Genomic DNA, 12,802 nt, shown 5'->3' with positions numbered 1-12,802 from the left:
AGACCAAGGGACGCAGATGACTGACGCAACTCAATCCGGTCCGATGCTGGCTGCAGATGGTACGCCGCTGAAGAAATCTCTGGCGCGATCATTGCGCCGCCGCAAGTTGCGGGCGCTGGCCCTGATTGCACCGCTGCTATTGTTCGTTCTGCTCTCTTTCGTGATCCCGATCGTTTCGATGCTGTTCCGATCGGTTGAAAACGGCATTGTGGCCGAGACCCTGCCATTGACCGTGGTCGAGTTGAAAAACTGGGATGCGGAAAGCGGCGAACTACCGGATGAAGCACTATACGCCGCGTTCACCAAAGATATGGTCGTAGCCATTGACGAGAAGACACACACCCGGCTTGGTTCGCGCCTGAACTATGAGCAGACGGGTATGTCCTCGATGTTCCGTCGCTCGGGTCGTCAGATCAAAAAACTGGACCCGAAAACCGATGGCCCGTTCAAAGACAAGCTGATAGACATTCACGACGGTTGGGGGGATATCGAAACCTGGCGTACCATCAAGACCCACGCTGTTCCGATCACCAACGGATATTTCCTGAACGCCATCGACATGCGCCGCACGCCCGAAGGCGCGCAGGCGCAGCCTGAAGACAAGCAAATTCTGATCAAGCTGTTTGGGCGCACTTTGATGATGTCGCTGATAATCACGGCATCCTGTATCCTGCTGGCCTATCCTGTGTCGTATTTGCTGGCGACGCTGCCGATGCGCGTGTCGAACCTGCTTATGATCCTAGTATTACTACCATTCTGGACGTCACTGCTGGTGCGAACTTCGGCTTGGAAGGTTATGTTGCAGCAGCAAGGTGTTATCAACGAAACTTTAGTGTGGCTTGGGTTAGTGGCCGATGACGCTCGGTTGGTGATCATCAATAACCAATTCGGCACGATCATTGCGATGACGCATATCCTGCTGCCGTTCATGATCCTTCCGATGTATTCGGTCATGCAGACCATTCCGCCATCCTACACCCGCGCCGCGAAATCTATGGGCGCGACGAACTGGACGACCTTCTGGCGTATCTACTTCCCGCAATCCATTCCCGGCATCGGAGCGGGGTCGATCCTCGTGTTCATCCTGGCCATCGGCTACTACATCACGCCGGAAATCGTTGGCGGGACCAAGGGTGTCTTCATCTCGAACCGGATTGCGTACCACATTTCATCCTCGTTGAACTGGGGATTGGCTGCTGCGCTCGGGACGATCCTGCTGGCGGTCGTTCTGTTACTCTACTGGTGCTATGACAAGATCGTGGGCATCGACAACGTGAAGCTGGGATAAAGAAGATGGCAGCACTTACACCTATATCCCGCAAACCCATGTCGGTTGTCCTGCCCGCAGTGGCCATTGCCGGAGGGTTCCTTGGCATGTTCGTCGGGGCCGGGCAGGGCAGTGTCCTGCTGGGCATCGTGATCGGGGCGGCCCTGATGGCGGGGCTGGCCTGGGTCTATATCAACGTTCTGGACAATGAACGTATGGCCCGCTGGATCACAATCCTCGGACTGGGCGCGCTTGGTTTGCTGTTTGCTGGCGTGACCGGCCTGATCGTTGGTTTGCTGGCCGGTTGGTTCTTTGCCTTCTTCATCTTCTGGCTTTACGAGGGGCGCTACCGCCAAAAGCTGCTGCCCTATATGACGGGACAGCAGGTTTTCTGGCACTATGCGTTCCGAGTGATTTGCGGTGCGATCTTCGTATTCCTGATTACTCCGATCCTTGTGGTTTTGCCGCTGTCGTTCAACGCGCAGGATTTCTTTACCTTCACGCCCGAGATGCTGCGGTTGGACCCCGAAGGCTATTCGCTGAAACACTATCGCGACTTCTTCACCAACAATGAATGGCAGCGTAGCTTCAAGAACTCGCTGATCATTGCACCGATTGCTACGATCATCTCGGTCTCGCTGGGGACTCTGGCGGCCATCGGCCTGAGCCAGAGCCACGTTCCCGGCAAACGGGCCATCATGGGTATCCTGATCTCGCCGATGATTGTGCCGCTGATCATCTCGGCCACTGGTATGTTCTTTTTCTACAGCGATATCGGCCGGTTCCTTGAAGGCACGCTGGGCATGGACAAGAACTTCGTAGGCTATGTGAAAGTGATCCTTGCGCATGCGGTTCTGGGTATTCCGTTCGTGATCATCACCGTGACCGCGACGCTGGTGGGTTTCGACCAGTCGCTGACGCGGGCCTCTGCGAACATGGGTGCAGGGCCGGTGCGGACCTTCTTCAAGATCCAGATGCCGTTGATCCTGCCGGGCGTGATCTCGGGTGGCTTGTTCGCCTTTATCACCTCGTTTGACGAGGTGGTCGTGGTGCTGTTCGTCGGTTCGGCCAGCCAGAAAACGCTGCCGTGGCAGATGTTCACAGGTCTGCGCGAACAGATCAGCCCGACTATTCTGGCGGTGGCGACGATTCTTGTCGTGATCTCAATCGCGCTGCTGACCACGGTTGAGTTGCTGCGCCGCCGGTCCGAGCGTCTGCGGGGTCTTTCCCCCGCTTGACGCGCGCCGCGGCGTGATTTAGCCATTGCGATATGCAGCCCGGTCACGATGGCGTCGTGACATATCTACGGGTGCATGGCTCTCGGTTCCCGAGGCCGCTTGTCCTGAACGCCCGGACTTGTGGCCGGGCACCCTTCGTCCGGCGATGCAGGAGAGAGCATGATGACAGACCTGACAAACCGCCCCGAGTTCTTCACCAGCCACAATGGCGATAAGGCCCCGTTGCCGTTCAGCAAGGCCGAATATGACCGCCGCCTGTCGGGCCTGCGCGCCATGATGGCGGCACGGGATATTCCGGCGGTGCTGCTGACCTCGATGCACAATATCGCCTATTACTCGGGCTTTCTGTATTGCGCCTTTGGCCGTCCTTATGGCTGCGTGGTGACGCAGGACGCGTGTACGACGGTGTCGGCGAATATCGACGCGGGCCAGCCGTGGCGACGCTCGGTCGAGGAAAACGTGATCTATACCGACTGGAAGCGCGACAATTACTGGCGCGCGGTGGCCAGCCTGATCGGCGGTGCCAAGCGGATCGGGATTGAAGGCGACCACATGACGCTGGCCGCGCGTGACACGGCGCTGGCGATGCTGGGGCAGCCCGAGCTGCTGGATGTGGCCGCTGATACGATGGCCGCTCGCATGGTGAAATCGGCAGAAGAGATCGAGTTGATCAAGGGCGGTGCGCGCACGGCGGATGTGGGCGGTGCTGCGATCCACGCCGCGATCCGTGAAGGCGCAACCGAGATCGATATCGCCATGGCGGGCCGTGACGCGATGGAGGCTGAGATTGCCCGCGCTTATCCAGACGCCGAATACCGCGACACCTGGGTCTGGTTCCAGTCGGGCCTGAACACCGACGGCGCGCATAACCCTGTGACCAAACGGGCGCTGCGAAAGGGCGATATCCTGTCGCTGAACACCTTCCCGATGATCTCGGGCTACTACACTGCGCTGGAGCGTACCCTGTTTCTGGGCGAACCCGACGCCGACAGCCTGCGCATCTGGAACGCCAATGTCGCCGCGCATGAGCTTGGCCTAAGCCTGATCAAACCCGGCGCGACTTGCTCGGGCATCACCGCCGAGATCAACCGGTTCTTTGCAGATGAGGGGCTGCTGCAATATCGCTCCTTCGGCTATGGCCACTCGTTCGGCGTTCTCAGCCATTACTATGGGCGCGAGGCAGGGCTGGAACTGCGCGAGGATATCGACACGGTGTTGGAACTCGGCATGGTCGTGTCAATCGAGCCGATGTTGTGGATTCCCGAAGGTCAGCCCGGTGCCGGTGGCTATCGTGAACATGACATTCTGGTCGTCGGTGAGGATGGGGCCGAGAACATCACCGGGTTCCCCTATGGGCCCGAGCATAACACGATTGTCTGACCGGATAGGCAAGAGGGGCGCTTAGCCCCTCTTGCCGCGTTCGTGGAAAATGAACCCGATGAAGTTCAGCAAGACCTGTGCGGCCAGAATCTGCGTGCTTTCAGTCGGGTCATAGTTCGGAGCAACTTCGACCAGATCAATGCCCACCACATCTCCACGTTGCGCCAGCCCTTGCAGGATTTCCAGCACGTCATAATACAGAAAGCCGCCATGGCTGGGCGTGCCCGTACCAGACGCGATCGACGGGCAAAAGGCGTCAATATCAATCGTCACATAATAACGCGCGCCTTCAGGGATACGCGCCAAAACGCCCTCGGTTCCCAGTTTGCGGACCTGTCGCACCGACAGGATATCGGACCCCCGCGCGCGGGCGTCCTCATACCCTTCCTTAGCAGTCGATGAAACGTTGCGGATACCCAACTGCGTCATGCCCGAGACATAGTGTTTCTCAATCGCGCGCCGCATCGGATTGCCGTGACCAGCGGTGACGCCGTGGCGTTCGTCAACGAAATCAAGATGGGCGTCGATTTGCACCACATGGATCGGACCATTCTCGGCGCAATCCTCGGCAAAGGCGTTTATGCAAGGGATGTTGATTGAGTGATCTCCGCCGATCGTCACGGGCAGGGCACCGGCGTTCAGGATTTTCTCGACCCCGAACTGGATATTGGCGTGGCTTTCCTCGGTCTTGGTGTGGATGATATCGGCGTCCCCGATATCGACCATGCGGACCGAGCTATCCAGATAGGTTGCGTCATCCTCGTGATCATACGCCCCGGCATGGCCAAAACTAAATAGGGTCGAGGCCTCACGCACCGCACGTGGCCCGAACCGAGCGCCGGATCTCCATTGTGTGCCGAAATCGAACGGAGCGCCCATGATCGCCACATTTGCGTCGATCTGGTCCCAATCCTCGACATAAGGCGATTTTCCAAAGGTTGAAATCCCGACGAATGGCAGGTTCAGACGGCCACTTGCATACCCATGAGACGACATAGCGCGATTCCCGTTTCTTGTTTGTCCGTTGTAGCTTAGAAGCGTTGTCTTAAGCAGGATAGGTTTCTTTGAGGGGTGGATGGGTTGAATGTCGCCCGCCAAGGGTGTCTATCTGAGCGAAAGGTCTGAAAGGAATTGCCGTGGGACAGCACGAACTGCCACCCGAAACAGGTGTGTTCTATATCAATCTGGACCGCGTCCCCGCCCGTCGGGATTTTATGGAATCGCAGTTCGATCACGCTGGACTATCAGGTGCCACCCGGTTCAGTGCGGTTGACGGGCAGCAACCCGGAGCGTTGAACCAGAACGGCTATCTTCCCGGTTCAGGCAGCCGCTGGGGCTTAAAACAAAGCGAGATCGCCTGTTTCGAAAGCCACCGGGCCGTCTGGCAGGCCGCCGTCGACCAAAACCTGACCGCCGTGGCGATCTTTGAGGACGATGTCGAGATGTCCACAGATGCGGGCTGCGTCATTGTGGATGTACTGAACCATTCGACCGAGTATGATTTCGTTAAGCTGGACTATTCGCCCAGGTCCTTGCGATTTGGGGCAGAGCGGGATTTGGGGCAGGTGAAAGTTCGCCCCATGCTGGAAATGGCACCAAGCGCGGCGGCGTATGTGGTGTCGCATGCGGCCTGTCGCAAGTTGCTGGCATGGTCCGCGGCCTATTCCGACCATTTGGACGATTTTGTCTCGATCCCGCGTACGGATTGGCGGATGTTTCAGTGCTTTCCGGCTGTCGGTGTGCAGGTGATCTGGTCTAAGCAGCAGGCAGAAACTGTTGACGAGGTGAAGGTCAGCGAACGCTCGCAGGATCAGAAAACCAATAGCGGGTTGGACAAGGGGCCGACATGGTTCCGGTTGCGACGTGAATTGCTGGCGGCCGGGCGTAAGTTGCGCTGGCGCATGGGGGGCCAAACGCGGCTTTTGAAGCAAGGGGGATATGTCGGTTTCATCCCATGTGCCGATGATCTGAGCGTTTAGGTGCGCCGGGATTTTAACCTTTCGAAGCCCTGCGTTTAGCAATCCAAAGGCATAAGCGTTAACAAAACTGTCAGTTTGATATAATCTTCCAGTGTTGTTTACGGTTAAACAAGGGTCTGGGGGATGAGTCAGTCAATTTACGACCGCTATGGGGGCTTCAAAACGATCAGTCGGATCGTGATGACCTTCTATGAAATGGCGCTGGATTCTGATCAGATCGGCGGCCATTTCGAAGATATCGACATGCCGCGTCTGATTGATCACCAAACCAAGTTTGTGTCTTCTCTGGTTGGTGGACCTGCCTCGTTCAGTGATGACCGGATCGAGGCAGTGCATCGGCATCTGAACATCACGCATGAAGATTTCGACGAGATGGCCGATTTGTTCGGCGAAGCTCTTGCCCAGCACGGCATGGAAGACGCGCATATCAAGATTGCCTTGGGAGCCATTGAATCCAAACGCGCAATCATCGTTGCGCGCTCGGCGGCATGAGTATTCAGGCCATCAACGAACAGTTGCTGCGGGCAATTGGCGTTGGTGTTGCGGTCGTGCGTGCCGCGGATCTGAGCTTCGTTTTTCAGAACGGTCCGTTCATAGAATGGTTTGGGACGCCTGAACAAGGGCAAACTCTGCTGGATCTGTTCCCCGACCTGGACGCGCGCGAATTGGAGGACGTCAAGCAATCGGGCCTGCGCTATTCCGTGGAATTGCAGATCAAGCCCAAGCGCCGGACGTTGGTTTTTGCGGTCGCCGTGTCTTTGGCAAGTGGACTGGACGAGCAGCTTCTGGTGGTCGAATGCCAGAACATCACCCGCATCCGCGAATTGGAAAGCATGATCGACAGCTATTCCTCAATGGTTGAGCGGAACACGCGTGAGTTAGAGCGCGAGAAAGAGCGTGTCGAACGTCTGCTGCTGAACCTGATGCCGCGCGCCGTGTATGAAGAGTTCAAGACATTTGGCGTGGTGACGCCGCAGCTTTATGATGAGGTCTCGGTCGTGATGCTGGACTTTGTCGGCTTCACGGACTTTGCCGCCAAGACGGACCCGACCGTGACCCTGAGCGAGTTGAATGACATTTTCACCGCCTTTGATCGCATCGTCGAACAGTTTGGCTGTGAGCGGATCAAGACCATCGGAGATGCTTATCTTGCGGTATCGGGAATGCCCGATCCAACCCCGGATCACGCCACCGCCGTTGCGCATTGTGCGGTCCGGTTCCTGCGGTATCTGGAGCGGCGCAATGAAAGCCACCCCCACAAATGGCAGGCCCGTATCGGGTTGGGTATGGGGCCCGCAGTCGGGTCGGTCGTTGGTATACAGAAATACGTCTATGACGTATTTGGTCCGGCGGTGAACCTGGCCTCGCGCCTTCAGGTTTTTGCCAACCCGATGCATATCGTGGCGCCGGATGAGATGAAATATGCGCTGATTGACGCGTTTCAGGTGTCTGATATCGGTCGCGTCGACGTCAAAGGCATGGGTGAGATGGACTTGATCAATGTCACGTCGGGCCTGAGTATGCCGAAGCCCAAAACCGTTTTTTGATCAGTCATCCTGCGGCACAAGCCCCAGCCCCCGCAAATAGATACCGATCCCGGACTCCAGAAGATCCTCGGGCGGGAAAGGCGAACTGGCTCCGGTGTTGCGGGCGAACAGCTCCACCACACCGTGGCTCATGGCCCATATATGCGCGCTGAACATGGATGCCGGAGGCCGCTTTTCGGGCGGAATATGCTGTGACAGATCGGATGCAGCCTTTTCCAAAACCGCTTTTGCTCGGTTGGCGGCAAGGGCCAATTCTGGTGTGCGGTTGATCGAGATACCGCTTTCGAACATCGCGATATAGTGGCCAGGATGTTTGCGGGCGAAAGCCAAGTACGCGCGTCCGGTCGCTTCGAACGCGGCAAGGGCCGAGGGTTGGCCTTTGTCATAGGCGAACTGCATCAGATCCGCGAACATCTCAAACCCCTGACGGGCGGCTTCGGCGATCAGGTCCTCGCGGCCCTGATAGTGGCGATAGACGGCGGCAGGCGTCACGCCTGCGGTCTTGGCAGCTTCGGACAGGGTAAACCCGGTTGGGCCTTTTGCCTCGATCAACGATAGCGCCGCCTCGATCAGCGCCTGTTTCAGATTTCCGTGATGATAGCCGCGTTTGCTCATGCCTGTGTTAAGCGCCTTTTTTGTTTTGGCTCGTTGATCTTATGACATAATGCTGAGATGTCGGTACGTCCAACCGATCATCCGTCGGGCGCGGCCTACGCATCCCAGATATCCGGGCCCCCGCAAATTTTCGGATCGTTTGCGCCAATGGCATCCGCGTCTTTTTCGTCATAATCCACTGCGTGCAGCACGGTCCTGATTGCGGCTAGTCGAGCGCGTTTCTTGTCGTCGGACCGGACAATCGTCCACGGGCAGGTATCCGAGTGGCTGCGGGTCAGCGTCTCGGCTATGGACTGTGAATATTCCTCCCATTTACTCAACCCAGCAACGTCAATTGGGCTGAGTTTCCACTGTTTCAGAGGGTCGGTTTCACGCGCTAGAAAGCGATTAAGCTGTTCGGCCCGACCAACATTCAGCCAAAATTTGAAAAGCTGGATTCCGTCATTGACCAAACCGGTTTCAAGCGGCAGGACTTGGCGAAAGAACCGCTCGCGCTCTTCCGGTTCGCAAAACCCGAACACGTTCTCGACCACACCGCGATTGTACCAGCTGCGGTCGAAGAACACGATCTCACCGGCCGAGGGCAGGTGCGGGATGTAACGCTGGAAATACCATTGGCTGCGTTCTTGATCCGAAGGCTTGCTCAGCGCGACATTGCGCGCCCCGCGTGGATTAAGGTTTTCGCGAAAGCGCTTGATTGTGCCGCCTTTTCCTGCGGCATCTCGGCCTTCGAAGATGATTGCGATACGGCTTTCGGTTTCCTTGACCCAAGACTGCATCTTGACCAGTTCGATCTGCAATGCCTCCATCTGCTTTTCGTAGTCCTTACGCTTCATCCGTTCTTCGTAAGGATAGCTGGAGTTCAGAATATCGTCCTTGTCCGCCTTTTCGATCGCAGAGCGAACGTCTTTGGGCGCATCATTTCGAAAATATTTTTCAATGGAGCCTTTTGAGGATCGGGCCATTAGCTACCTCTCGATAAAATCCATATCCTACTATGGATTAGCGCAAGGCTTAACGCAAACCCGCCCTTTGGGCCGCGCGGTCGATGGCAGCGGCCACCTCGGGTGCAGCGACGACCTGCGGCATATGGCCGATCCCCGGCAGTTCGATCAGTTCCGCGCCGGGGATCTGTTCTATCAACCGGTGGGAATGCCAGCCCAACCCGACCGTGGTGTCGGCGGTGCCATGCACGATCTCGGTGGGAACATCGATATCCTTATAGCGCGGTTGCAGTGCGCGAACCTCTTCTAACAGGTTGGCGCGCTGTTTTGCATTGGCATGCATCGAGGCGCTTCGGATGGTCAGGCCGGGACCGAAGTGGTCTGAATAACCTTCGGGCGCAGTTTGTGGGGAGAAAACACGGTCCAGTGCCTTTTCGACATACCATTCGGGGATAAAGGCGCTGATCAGGGGAAGGGCCAGCGCGTTTCCGGCTGGGGTCGCTGCCATCCTGTTGAACCCGTCTAATGGGGTCTCCCAAGGAATGGCAGCCGGAGCGATCAACACTAGCGCCGAAATGTTTTCGGGGCGTGTCACAGCCCAGGCCAATGACACCGATCCGCCATAGCTTTGTCCGGCGACGATAGGCTTGTCCGCCCCAAGGCGCGCGGCGGCTTCTTGCAAGATTTCCGCTTGCTCGACAATAGTTTCGCCATCGGGGTTAAAGCTGGAGCTGTACCCCAGGCCAGGGCGATCAAAGACGATGACACGAAAATGCTCGGCCAGGATTGGGGCCAACGCAAAGGTCATGTCGCGCGTGTTCCCGCTGGAGCCATGGATCAACACCACATCCGGCCCTTCACCCATGACAACCGCGTGGACAGAAACGCCGTCTACGTCAACAATCTGACCTTCGGGTGGAAAGGCAGCTTCGGATCGCGCCTCATTCTGCGCTGCACGCCAGGTGGTAGTTATGGTCAGCCCGGCAACAAGCAGACCCAGAGTGACAAGCGTTTTAACGGCCAATTTGATCCATCTCGAACGGTGTGGTTTGGTAAATCTGATTGATCCAGTTGCCATAGAGCAGGTGCGCATGGCTGCGCCATCTGTTCTGCGGCGGCTGGCTCGGGTCGTCATCAGGGTAATAATTCATCGGCACATTGATTGGCGTGCCATTGGCGATATCGCGATCATATTCTTGTTTCAGCGTGTCGCTGTCATATTCGAAATGATTGAATATATAGATTGCCCGATGTTCGGGGTCCTCAACCAGACAGGGGCCGACTTCGTCGCTGCCCAGAAGAGTCGTCAAGCCTGCGGCGCCGTCGATCTCGGGTTGTTTCATCTCGGTCCAGCGGCTGACAGGGATCACGCATTCGTCCGAAAACCCACGCAAAAACGGCGAAGAGGGCACGAGATTGCGTTGTCGGAAACAGCCGAATGCCTTCGCGTCCAGCATATGTTTGCGAACGCCGTGGAAGTGATTGATCATCGCCATCCCACCCCAGCACACGCCGAAGGTCGAGTGCACGTTGGTCTGGGTCCAGTCGAAGACCTCGCTGATCTCCTCCCAATAGGTGACGTCATCGAATTCCAGATGTTCGATCGGCGCGCCGGTGATGATGAGCCCGTCAAACTTCTGGTCCTTGACCTCCTGGAACGGGCGATAGAACTCGGCCATGTGGGCGGCTGCGGTGTTCTTTGTGCGATGTTCCGTCATGCGGATCAGCGAAAGGTCGATTTGTAGCGGCGTCGCGCCGATCAGGCGGGCGAACTGGTTTTCGGTCTGAATCTTCTTGGGCATCAGATTCAGCAACCCGATCCGCAATGGACGGATGTCCTGACGCATAGCCTGATCCTCGGCCATGACCATGACGCCCTCTTGCGAGAGTACGTCAAATGCGGGCAGGTCAGCGGGGATCTTGATAGGCATCAGGTGCAAGCCTTTGGTGTTTCAGTACAGAGGCGGTAATTAAGCGCGGTTGGCGCGGGTCTCAAGGGTGCGTTCGATCAACTCATCGAAATCCGCGGCGTCACGCACATTGTGCATGTCGTTTGCGGTTACTGCCACGCCCCAGTTTTCGGCCATGGCCTGATAGCGCGGTTGGCGATGGGCTAACGCGCGGGCATAGGTCCAGCGGACAAAGGCGTCTGGGTCGACCTCGGCGGCAGTGCAGCCTTGTTCTATCAGATACTCCTCCCAGACCCGCGTCAGGAATTCGGGCTGGTAGGACATCGGTTTGGGGGCCTTGTCGAAACGGCGGATCAGCTCGGCAGTGTGGTCTTCGTCTCCCTTGAGCCAGATCATCAGGGTCTGGCGCGACAGTTCCGACAGAACCTGATCGCGCGGATCATTTGGGTCGACCCATTCACAGATAGAGCCGCCAGTATCGCAGATAAAATGCGGATATTGGTAAAGGCGCTGCGCGCGGTCGATAAAGTATTCGGTGTCCAGCAGGGCGTGGATCTCGGCGAGGCGGAACTGTTCCTGCCTGCGGCGGTATTCCGACAGCTCCAATCCGCCCAATGCCGGGTTGCCGGGTTTGCCGAGATAGGCGGCGACGGGGGTCAGGTTTTCGAACGAGATATTCGAGCCGATATAGATCGAATCCGTTAGAAGAAGATCACGCAGGAACGGGACCTTCATCGCTTCGGCCTTGGCGTTGTCGGTGATGTATTCGCCCATATAGCGGGTGCCAATGCGGTAATCGATCGAGTAGTGGAACCAGTCGCCCGAATCCCGCAGCACATTCGACACATAGGTTTTGCCCAGCCCCGACATGCCGAAGAAAAGCACTTTCTTCCGTGCCGCGCCCTGCCAGTCTTTTGCCGAGTTGTAGATCATCGACCGCTATCCCTTTTTCCAACCTTGCTAATTCGGGGCAGCGGCGGCGTCAATCACGTCTGGCCGAGCGGTTAAGGGTCAAGAGCCCGGCCGCCAGAACCGCAAAGCCCAAATAGGCTTGTGGCGGCAGGGCTTCATCCCGCAAAAGGCTGCCTAAAAGGATCGCCACAGGTGGAATGACAAGCGTAACCAGCATCAGATTTCCGGCACCCGCCATGGCGAGAACGCGGTAGTACAGCAGGTATGCACCGGCGGTGGCGATGAGTGCGTAGTAGGCGATTGCCAGCCACGTTTCGGCGGGCAGGGCAAATGACGGCATCCCGTCTGTCACTAGGGAGAGCGGCAATATCATCATCGTTGATCCCGTCAGCATCCCCGCAGCGGCAACGATTGGCGAAAGATCGGCGAGGGTCGCGCGAGCCCATGCTCCGGCGAGGGCATAGGACAGGGTGCCTGCGACGATGGCCAACTGCGCCAGATTGCGCAGGTCGAAGGTGATGAAATTCTGCCAACCGATGGCGATCGTCACCCCGGTAAAGCCCAACCCAACCCCAACCGCGCGGGTCAGCGTCAAGCGTTCGTCCCGAAAGAAAACCGCAGCGACCAGTACGCCGAAAATTGCAGTCGCTGCGTTCAGAATCGAGGTCAGCCCCGTTTCGATATGCAACTGAGCCCACGCCATGAGAGAGAACGGGATCGCATTGTTCAAAAGGCCCATAACCAGAAAGGCTCCCCAAACGCGGCGGTTTGTCGGGATTTTCGACCCCTTGATCCAAACGACCAGCCATAAAGCTAACATCGCCCAGAAAACCCGGTGCAACACCGAGGTCATGACCGGTACCGTATCCAATGCAATACGAATCGACACGAAGGACGCGCCCCAGATTACGCCCAACAGCAAAAGTTCAGCCCATGCACGGCCTGAAAGGTGTTTTTGATCCATCATGCCGGTATTTCGCACGCTGCGATGATCCAAGGCGACCCGAAAG

13 protein-coding genes are annotated in these 12,802 nt (G+C 57.3%); 6 read left to right on the top strand and 7 right to left on the bottom strand.

What is annotated here, in order from left to right; all coding sequences use genetic code 11:
- Positions 1–16 precede the first annotated feature (16 nt).
- The 3 genes from ACR0CA_RS04910 to ACR0CA_RS04900 all read left to right on the top strand — a co-directional run bounded on the left by ACR0CA_RS04910 (position 17) and on the right by ACR0CA_RS04900 (position 3,885).
- Entirely contained in the window at positions 17–1,288 is a 1,272-nt protein-coding gene (locus tag ACR0CA_RS04910; RefSeq protein ID WP_480897602.1) for an ABC transporter permease, read from the top strand.
- Positions 1,289–1,293: 5 nt separating this feature from the next.
- Positions 1,294–2,505, top strand: a complete 1,212-nt coding sequence (locus ACR0CA_RS04905; protein ID WP_480549918.1) for an ABC transporter permease — start codon at positions 1,294–1,296, stop codon at positions 2,503–2,505.
- A 162-nt stretch (positions 2,506–2,667) separates the two neighbouring features.
- Positions 2,668–3,885, top strand: coding sequence for an aminopeptidase P family protein (locus ACR0CA_RS04900; protein ID WP_480897601.1), 1,218 nt, complete (start codon positions 2,668–2,670; stop codon positions 3,883–3,885).
- A gap of 21 nt (positions 3,886–3,906) precedes the next feature.
- Here ACR0CA_RS04900 and speB read toward each other — a convergent pair whose 3' ends face one another.
- Complete coding sequence (gene speB / locus ACR0CA_RS04895) at positions 3,907–4,881, bottom strand: agmatinase (protein WP_480897600.1); 975 nt, start codon at positions 4,879–4,881, stop codon at positions 3,907–3,909.
- A 140-nt stretch (positions 4,882–5,021) separates the two neighbouring features.
- Here speB and ACR0CA_RS04890 point away from each other — a divergent pair, with 140 nt between their 5' ends.
- The 3 genes from ACR0CA_RS04890 (at position 5,022) to ACR0CA_RS04880 (ending at position 7,411) form a co-directional block, all read left to right on the top strand.
- Complete coding sequence (locus tag ACR0CA_RS04890; protein WP_480897599.1) at positions 5,022–5,864, top strand: glycosyltransferase family 25 protein; 843 nt, start codon at positions 5,022–5,024, stop codon at positions 5,862–5,864.
- A gap of 123 nt (positions 5,865–5,987) precedes the next feature.
- The gene (locus ACR0CA_RS04885) at positions 5,988–6,356 is read left to right on the top strand and encodes a group I truncated hemoglobin (protein WP_170769573.1); all 369 of its coding nucleotides are present in this window, start codon (positions 5,988–5,990) and stop codon (positions 6,354–6,356) included.
- Positions 6,353–7,411, top strand: a complete 1,059-nt coding sequence (locus ACR0CA_RS04880; RefSeq protein WP_480897598.1) for an adenylate/guanylate cyclase domain-containing protein — start codon at positions 6,353–6,355, stop codon at positions 7,409–7,411. The genes ACR0CA_RS04885 and ACR0CA_RS04880 overlap by 4 nt, the downstream gene beginning before the upstream one ends.
- Here ACR0CA_RS04880 and ACR0CA_RS04875 read toward each other — a convergent pair whose 3' ends face one another.
- From ACR0CA_RS04875 to ACR0CA_RS04850, 6 genes are all read right to left on the bottom strand, one after another.
- Entirely contained in the window at positions 7,412–8,026 is a 615-nt protein-coding gene (locus ACR0CA_RS04875; RefSeq protein ID WP_170769575.1) for a TetR/AcrR family transcriptional regulator, read from the bottom strand.
- 95 nt (positions 8,027–8,121) lie between these two features.
- Complete coding sequence (gene ppk2 / locus ACR0CA_RS04870; RefSeq protein WP_170769576.1) at positions 8,122–8,991, bottom strand: polyphosphate kinase 2; 870 nt, start codon at positions 8,989–8,991, stop codon at positions 8,122–8,124.
- Positions 8,992–9,040: 49 nt separating this feature from the next.
- Positions 9,041–9,994 carry an alpha/beta fold hydrolase gene (locus ACR0CA_RS04865; protein WP_237217149.1) on the bottom strand — a complete coding sequence of 318 codons (954 nt, stop codon included), beginning with the start codon at positions 9,992–9,994 and terminating at the stop codon, positions 9,041–9,043.
- Complete coding sequence (gene metA / locus ACR0CA_RS04860; protein ID WP_170769578.1) at positions 9,984–10,901, bottom strand: homoserine O-acetyltransferase MetA; 918 nt, start codon at positions 10,899–10,901, stop codon at positions 9,984–9,986. The genes ACR0CA_RS04865 and metA overlap by 11 nt, the downstream gene beginning before the upstream one ends.
- Positions 10,902–10,940: 39 nt before the next feature.
- A complete protein-coding gene (locus ACR0CA_RS04855; protein ID WP_170769579.1) occupies positions 10,941–11,813 on the bottom strand; it encodes an ATPase in 873 nt (290 codons plus the stop codon).
- Between the two features lie 49 nt (positions 11,814–11,862).
- Positions 11,863–12,759 (bottom strand): DMT family transporter, encoded by an 897-nt coding sequence (locus ACR0CA_RS04850; RefSeq protein WP_480897881.1) that lies wholly within the window; start codon positions 12,757–12,759, stop codon positions 11,863–11,865.
- Positions 12,760–12,802 lie beyond the last annotated feature (43 nt).

The sequence above is a fragment of the Ruegeria sp. F12 genome (assembly GCF_056533885.1).
Note: the sequence above shows the minus strand (reverse complement) of the source record. Positions and strands in the feature narration are given on the sequence as shown.

Coding starts and splice junctions, on each gene's coding strand:
- ACR0CA_RS04855 (WP_170769579.1), bottom strand. CDS start 11,813: ATGATCTACAACTCGGCAAAAGACTGGCAGGGCGCGGCACGGAAGAAA.
- ACR0CA_RS04850 (WP_480897881.1), bottom strand. CDS start 12,759: ATGATGGATCAAAAACACCTTTCAGGCCGTGCATGGGCTGAACTTTTG.
- ACR0CA_RS04885 (WP_170769573.1), top strand. CDS start 5,988: ATGAGTCAGTCAATTTACGACCGCTATGGGGGCTTCAAAACGATCAGT.
- ppk2 (WP_170769576.1), bottom strand. CDS start 8,991: ATGGCCCGATCCTCAAAAGGCTCCATTGAAAAATATTTTCGAAATGAT.
- ACR0CA_RS04910 (WP_480897602.1), top strand. CDS start 17: ATGACTGACGCAACTCAATCCGGTCCGATGCTGGCTGCAGATGGTACG.
- ACR0CA_RS04905 (WP_480549918.1), top strand. CDS start 1,294: ATGGCAGCACTTACACCTATATCCCGCAAACCCATGTCGGTTGTCCTG.
- ACR0CA_RS04875 (WP_170769575.1), bottom strand. CDS start 8,026: ATGAGCAAACGCGGCTATCATCACGGAAATCTGAAACAGGCGCTGATC.
- metA (WP_170769578.1), bottom strand. CDS start 10,901: ATGCCTATCAAGATCCCCGCTGACCTGCCCGCATTTGACGTACTCTCG.
- ACR0CA_RS04900 (WP_480897601.1), top strand. CDS start 2,668: ATGACAGACCTGACAAACCGCCCCGAGTTCTTCACCAGCCACAATGGC.
- ACR0CA_RS04880 (WP_480897598.1), top strand. CDS start 6,353: ATGAGTATTCAGGCCATCAACGAACAGTTGCTGCGGGCAATTGGCGTT.
- speB (WP_480897600.1), bottom strand. CDS start 4,881: ATGTCGTCTCATGGGTATGCAAGTGGCCGTCTGAACCTGCCATTCGTC.